Source organism: Streptomyces sp. NPDC022910 (genome assembly GCF_055561075.1).
Genome location: NZ_JBVHHL010000131.1, coordinates 1 through 5,326, shown reverse-complemented (window position 1 = coordinate 5,326; position 5,326 = coordinate 1). Strand labels below are relative to the sequence as shown.

The following is a 5,326-nucleotide window of genomic DNA, read 5'->3' as shown; positions in this document are numbered from 1 at the left end:
TTGCGCGCCGCCCACTCGGAAAGCTTCACGAGATCATGATACATGCTGAGAAGGGCTGACATTTACCGATGAATTACGGAGCAGTCGTCAGCCCTGCGTGCGCTCCTTCTTGACCTGTGCCGCTCCGTCCTGCGTGCCGGATTCGGCCGCATTCTCATCGTCAACGGGCACTGCGGGAACGTCACGGCCCTCAACGCGCTCGTCAACGACCTGACCGCCGAACTGAACGTCCCCCTCGCGGTGACCAGCTACTTCACCGCCGGGCGAGAGGTGATCGCCGACACCCTGGAGACGCAGGAGCACCTCATGCACGCCTGCGAGGGTGAGACCTCGATGGCGCTGGCGGCCTTCCCGGACCTGGTGCGCAAGGAGAAGATCACCGAGGCGGTGGGGCCGATGATCTCCCTCCAGTGGGAGGACACCTCGCCGGTGTACCAGTCCATCCCGTTCGACACCGTCGCGCCGACGGGCACGGCCGGTGACGCCCGTACGGCCACGGCGGCCAAGGGCGAGCGCATGCTCGAAGGTTGTGCCCGGGCCCTCGCCGACGTCCTCGTCGCCGGGGTGTGGGAGTAGCGGTCCGGGCCCACGTCGGTCACGCCGACGCGAGCTCACGGGCGGGGCTGTGTCCGTTCGTGGGTGCGGCCCACCCCGGAAGGAGTCCCATGTCACAGCGGCGGCCAAACGGTGGCGCCACCGCATGAGGCCACGAGTCAGGCCGGGTGCCCATGGGGAGCCGATCGGGGTAACTCCCGTGAAGCACACGCTTAATGGGGCTTTCACGGTCGGGTGATGAAGTCCGGGTACGGATCAGCCGATCATGGAGGTCCCTTGAGCGTGCCCACAGCCGAACAGTTGGACGCCTATATTCGGACCCGCCTGGCACTCGCGGGTTTCGATCTCTCCCTGTTGCCCGAGGTGTTCGACGCGGACACGGGCGTACCCACGCAGGATCAAGTACTCGCTTCCCTGAGGTCCTTCGTGGGCGCCACACCCGGAGCGATAGCCGACTGGACCCCGCCTGCGGCGAACGTCGACTACGCGCAGCAGGCTTCGCCTCCCTTGCTTTACCCCTCCATCACCGAAGCATGGACCAGACAGGCAGGTGAGCGATGAACCGCGCCCTCAACCGACGCACTTTTCTGGCGAGTTCCGCGGCACTCGCCACAACCGTCAGCCAGCAGGCCGCCGCCCCCGCACAGGCGCGCACCGCCGAGCCGCAGGTCCCCGACATCGGCGTACGACGGGCCGCTGTGGACGATCCGTCCGAAGCCACGCTCGCCGAGGCGGTGGTGCTCATGCGGCGCGGCAAGCTCACGTCGACCGCGCTCGTGGAGGCGTACCTGGACCGGATCGACCAGTACGACTCCACGTACCAGGCGTACGCCGAGGTGACCGCGGACGCGGCGCGGGCCGCGGCGCGCAGGGCGGACCGTGGCGCCGGGCGAGGTGTCCTGCGCGGCGTTCCCCTCTGCATCAAGGACAACTACTTCACCGCCGGCGTCCCCACCCGCTGCAACTCGTACATCTTCGAGGACTTCGTGCCGCACGAGGACGCCACCGCCGTGGCGCGGCTGAAGGCGGCCGGCGGGATCCTGCTCGGCAAGGGACAGATGGGTCCGCTCGCCACCACCCGGGCCACCAAGCCGAACGGCACCGTCACCACGGTCAACGCCTGGACGCCCAACGACCCGTCCGTCGACCCTGGCGGCTCCTCTACCGGCCCAGCCTGCGCGGTGGCCGCCCGCATGGCGTCCTCCTCGATCGGCACTCAGACCGGCGGCTCCATCGTGCTGCCCTCCAACCAGCAGAACCTGACCGGGCTCAAGCCCACCATGGGCCGGGTGTCCGTCCACGGCGTCATCCCACTGTCGTACACGCGCGACCACTCAGGGCCCCTCGCGCGGGACGCACTGGACGCCGCCATCATGCTCCAGGTCATGGCGGGCCCGGACACCGCCGACCCGCGCACGCTCGGGTTGCCGGAGGTGCCGGATCTCGTACGGGCCGCGACCCCCGTCGTCTCGCGCGGAGGCAAGGTACGGATGCGGCGGGCGACGAAGGTGGGCGTCCCGGCCGACTTCCTCGGCAGTCAGAAGCAACTGCGCGGTGCCTTCCTGGACCAGCTGGACGCGATCCCGGGGCTGACGCTCGTCGACGTCACCTACCCCGACGATTGGGCCCTGCTGACCGGTACGTTCAATGCGGCCCGGCTCGCCGAGCGCGCCGAACCGTTCCGGCACTGGCTGCGAACCGACCCGGCCAAGTTCGGGGTGTCGCTGCTGAGCTGGCTGCAGGGGCTGATGCTCTCGGGCGACGAGTGGGTCACCGCCCAGCGCGCCAAGAACCACCTCCTGCGGGAGGTGCTCGACGGGATCCTGAGCACCTGCGACGTGCTGCTGCAGACCGGTCCCGTCCCGTTCGACATCCTCGGGCTGCCCGAGATCGGCTTCCCGATCGGGTTCGGTACCGACGGCGTGCCCGTGGGCGCGATCCTCGGGGGCCAGCCGTACGAGGAGGACCGGCTGCTGGAGGTCGTGGCCGCCTACCAGGCGGTCACCGATTGGCACACCCGCCGCCCGGCCGACCCGGCGGCGCAAGCTCAGCTGCGGGCGGCGATTCCACGGCCCCGGTTGTCGGCCGAGGAGGCCGCGGCGGCGTCGGCCTGAGCGCTCCCGCTCCCAGGCACGATTCCGGGTGGTGCGCGCTGCCTTCCGAGACGCCATCGAGGCGTCCCGGGCGCACCACCGGTTTCCTCCCTGAACGTCCTTTGATGCGTGAGGCATTGGTCGGCCGGGACGTTGGTTTCTGGAACGCGCATCCGGCGCACTACGCCATGCGCACCACGCTCCCGTACCGCAGCCTCGAACTCCGGCTGGAACACCGCCAAGGCGTCGACGGCGCACCGGTTTCGGCTGCGTGCTGTGCCCGACTCTCATAGGAAGACCTCGAGTTGGGCCCTCATCCTCACGTCCCACTGGCCACCGGGTGCATCTCGGGCCGCTGGGGTGGTGCCGTACGGCGCGTCAGGTCGGTTGCCCCTGAGGCGCATCGGTCGCCCACCTTCGGCGCCGCTGTCCACCGGATGACAGGCGTCGACGCCAAGATTACCCTGAACGGATTCTTCTTAATATTGTCCGTATGTCCGACATGACGCATATATGGATCTTATGTACCTTCAATCTTGCATCGGCTCACAGCAGACGTGTCTGCGACAGGAGAAGTGACATGGCAACGCGTTCCCTCGCTGTAACCGCCGCAGTCGCGGCCGGCGCTGCCCTAGTGGCCACGGGTATCGCGTACGCCTCCGCCGCCTCCGAGCCGGCGCAGGCGGCTTCGATGGCCCAGCAGGTCGCCGCCGCTCCGGAGGGTGGCCTCATCAACGACAACAGCAAGGGCAACAACGGCAACGGGAACGGGAACGGCAACAACGGCAACGGCAACGGCCACGACAACGGGTACGGCCGCGGCTACGACCACGACCACGACTACGGGGACGACGACGACAACGGGTACGGCCGCGGCTACGACCACGACTACGGGGACGACGACGACAACGGGTACGGCCACGACTACGGCCGGGTCTACGTCAACGAGCGCGACTACGCCGCCGTCCCCAACGGCTGTATCACCGTTGTCAGCGGCCTCGGATCCAAGAGCCTGAACGTCCGCAACGACAGCAAGAAGACCATCGAGGTCTTCAACGGCGCCACCTGCGGCAACGGCGCTCCGATCGCCACGGTCGGCCCGTTCAGCTCGAGCTACGGGCTCTTCCCCCGCCACGTCAGGGGCGGTGTGAAGGTCAAGAACGGTGTGGTGGGCAGCTTCCGAGTGGTCCGTGAGCACGTCATTATCAAGCACGAGGATCACTACTACAAGGACCACGACTACGACAACGACCACGGCGGCAAGTGACCGAGTCACCCGCGTGAGAAGGAGCACGAGAACCCCGGCCCGCCGGAATCGGGCCGGGGTTCCGGTCTGGGTACCCTGACCGGCGTGCCCGGCCCCACACTAGGCCTTCGCCGAGCGCCCGGGTGTCACCAGCGTGGCGAAGTGGCTGGAGCACCTCTCAGTAATTGGCCAGCAAGGTCACTGACTGAGCTGCGAACCCGTTGGTCCGGTAGAAGCGGATCGCATCGGCGTTGCTCGAGTATGCGGTCACTTCGACCAGGTCGGCCCCTGTCTCCTTGGCCCAGGCCGAGAACCGCGCGACCAGACGCGCTCCGACACCGCCGCGGCGATGGGCGTGCCGTACATACATGCTCACCAGCGTCGCGACCTTGACGGGCCTCATCGCCGACGCCTCAGCCACAGTTCCCGTGAGGTGTCCGACCACGTTCCCATCGCATTCCGCCACGGGAAGGAGCCTGGTCGGATCCTCTATGCCGACCGCGAAGCGGCCGAACTCCCGAGGCCAACGGACATTGACGCTCGCATCCCTGGTGCTGGCGTCCTCGGCGAACGACGCGCTGTTGGACGCAATGAGTCCTTCGAGATCAGCCCGCTCGGCACGACGAATGACGACCTCATGCTGTTGATCATTCATGACGGTGGCCGTGGCCCGGTCCGGGAGGTGGCGGAGGTGGCGGTAGCTCCGTCGCCGGGATCTCGCCCGGCCAGACCAGGAGGACCGGGCAGGGGGCATGGTCCACCACGAAGCGGGTGGCGGGGCCGAGACTGCGCGGGCCGAGCCGGGAACGATCGCCGTCACGTGCGCAGATGAGCAGGTCGGCCCCGGTAGCGCTCTCGACGACCTTCCGTTCCGTGCGGCCATGGGTGATGATCCGGCGGGCCGGGCGGCCCAGCCGCTGTTCGGCGGCATCGAGGAGTCGGGCTGCGGCGGACTCGGACAAGGCCTCGATGCGGTGCCCCGGATCCCGTTCCGGATGCCCGCGGCCGAGGAGCCCGGCGAACGCACCGTGTGCCGTCTCCGGGGCCGTGTCGTCGCAGACGTACAGCAGCACGATCTCCTCCTCGGGAGCGGCGCGGCTGAGCGCGGCCTTCACGCAGGCGGGCCAGGTGCCTTCGGTGATCCAGACGATGGCGCTCATGGGCGGCTCCCTGGTTCCGCGGTGGGTCATATGCAGATCGTGTGCAGCATCTCCCACGACGCTGGGGCGGAGGCAAGGAGCGTGGCCGTTTCGGGGGGCCGGGAGTGTGGATATCGCCTTTCAAGGGCCGCGGCAGAGCCTGGTTGACGATTCCATCGGTGCGCCAGGCGTGGCCTTGCCCCCCTCTCTGTCAGCCTGTGGTGAGACGCCCTTCTGTGAACGTTTAACCTGAGAGGGCACGACAGGAGATTGCACACCCATGAGCAGTAGTG

At 68.2% G+C, this 5,326-nt stretch carries 6 protein-coding genes; 4 read left to right on the top strand and 2 right to left on the bottom strand.

Going from position 1 to position 5,326, the window contains the following annotated elements:
* The first annotated feature begins 72 nt into the window (after positions 1-72).
* The 4 genes from ACZ3TS_RS42420 to ACZ3TS_RS42405 all read left to right on the top strand — a co-directional run bounded on the left by ACZ3TS_RS42420 (position 73) and on the right by ACZ3TS_RS42405 (position 3,915).
* Positions 73-576: a creatininase family protein gene (locus ACZ3TS_RS42420; protein WP_467628448.1), complete on the top strand. Its 504-nt coding sequence runs from the start codon at positions 73-75 to the stop codon at positions 574-576.
* A 255-nt stretch (positions 577-831) separates the two neighbouring features.
* Positions 832-1,116: a hypothetical protein gene (locus tag ACZ3TS_RS42415; RefSeq protein WP_467628445.1), complete on the top strand. Its 285-nt coding sequence runs from the start codon at positions 832-834 to the stop codon at positions 1,114-1,116.
* The gene (locus ACZ3TS_RS42410) at positions 1,113-2,669 is read left to right on the top strand and encodes an amidase (RefSeq protein WP_467628442.1); all 1,557 of its coding nucleotides are present in this window, start codon (positions 1,113-1,115) and stop codon (positions 2,667-2,669) included. The genes ACZ3TS_RS42415 and ACZ3TS_RS42410 overlap by 4 nt, the downstream gene beginning before the upstream one ends.
* A 559-nt stretch (positions 2,670-3,228) precedes the next feature.
* Entirely contained in the window at positions 3,229-3,915 is a 687-nt protein-coding gene (locus ACZ3TS_RS42405; RefSeq protein WP_467628439.1) for a hypothetical protein, read from the top strand.
* A gap of 157 nt (positions 3,916-4,072) precedes the next feature.
* Here ACZ3TS_RS42405 and ACZ3TS_RS42400 read toward each other — a convergent pair whose 3' ends face one another.
* Positions 4,073-4,549 carry a GNAT family N-acetyltransferase gene (locus tag ACZ3TS_RS42400; protein WP_467628436.1) on the bottom strand — a complete coding sequence of 159 codons (477 nt, stop codon included), beginning with the start codon at positions 4,547-4,549 and terminating at the stop codon, positions 4,073-4,075.
* Positions 4,542-5,054, bottom strand: a complete 513-nt coding sequence (locus ACZ3TS_RS42395) for a universal stress protein (RefSeq protein WP_467628433.1) — start codon at positions 5,052-5,054, stop codon at positions 4,542-4,544. The genes ACZ3TS_RS42400 and ACZ3TS_RS42395 overlap by 8 nt, the downstream gene beginning before the upstream one ends.
* Between the last annotated feature and the right edge of the window lie 272 nt (positions 5,055-5,326).

What these genes read in the sequence shown, in the direction of transcription:
- ACZ3TS_RS42405 (WP_467628439.1), top strand. Translation starts at nt 3,229, where the DNA reads ATGGCAACGCGTTCCCTCGCTGTAACCGCCGCAGTCGCGGCCGGCGCT.
- ACZ3TS_RS42395 (WP_467628433.1), bottom strand. Translation starts at nt 5,054, where the DNA reads ATGAGCGCCATCGTCTGGATCACCGAAGGCACCTGGCCCGCCTGCGTG.
- ACZ3TS_RS42410 (WP_467628442.1), top strand. Translation starts at nt 1,113, where the DNA reads ATGAACCGCGCCCTCAACCGACGCACTTTTCTGGCGAGTTCCGCGGCA.
- ACZ3TS_RS42400 (WP_467628436.1), bottom strand. Translation starts at nt 4,549, where the DNA reads ATGAATGATCAACAGCATGAGGTCGTCATTCGTCGTGCCGAGCGGGCT.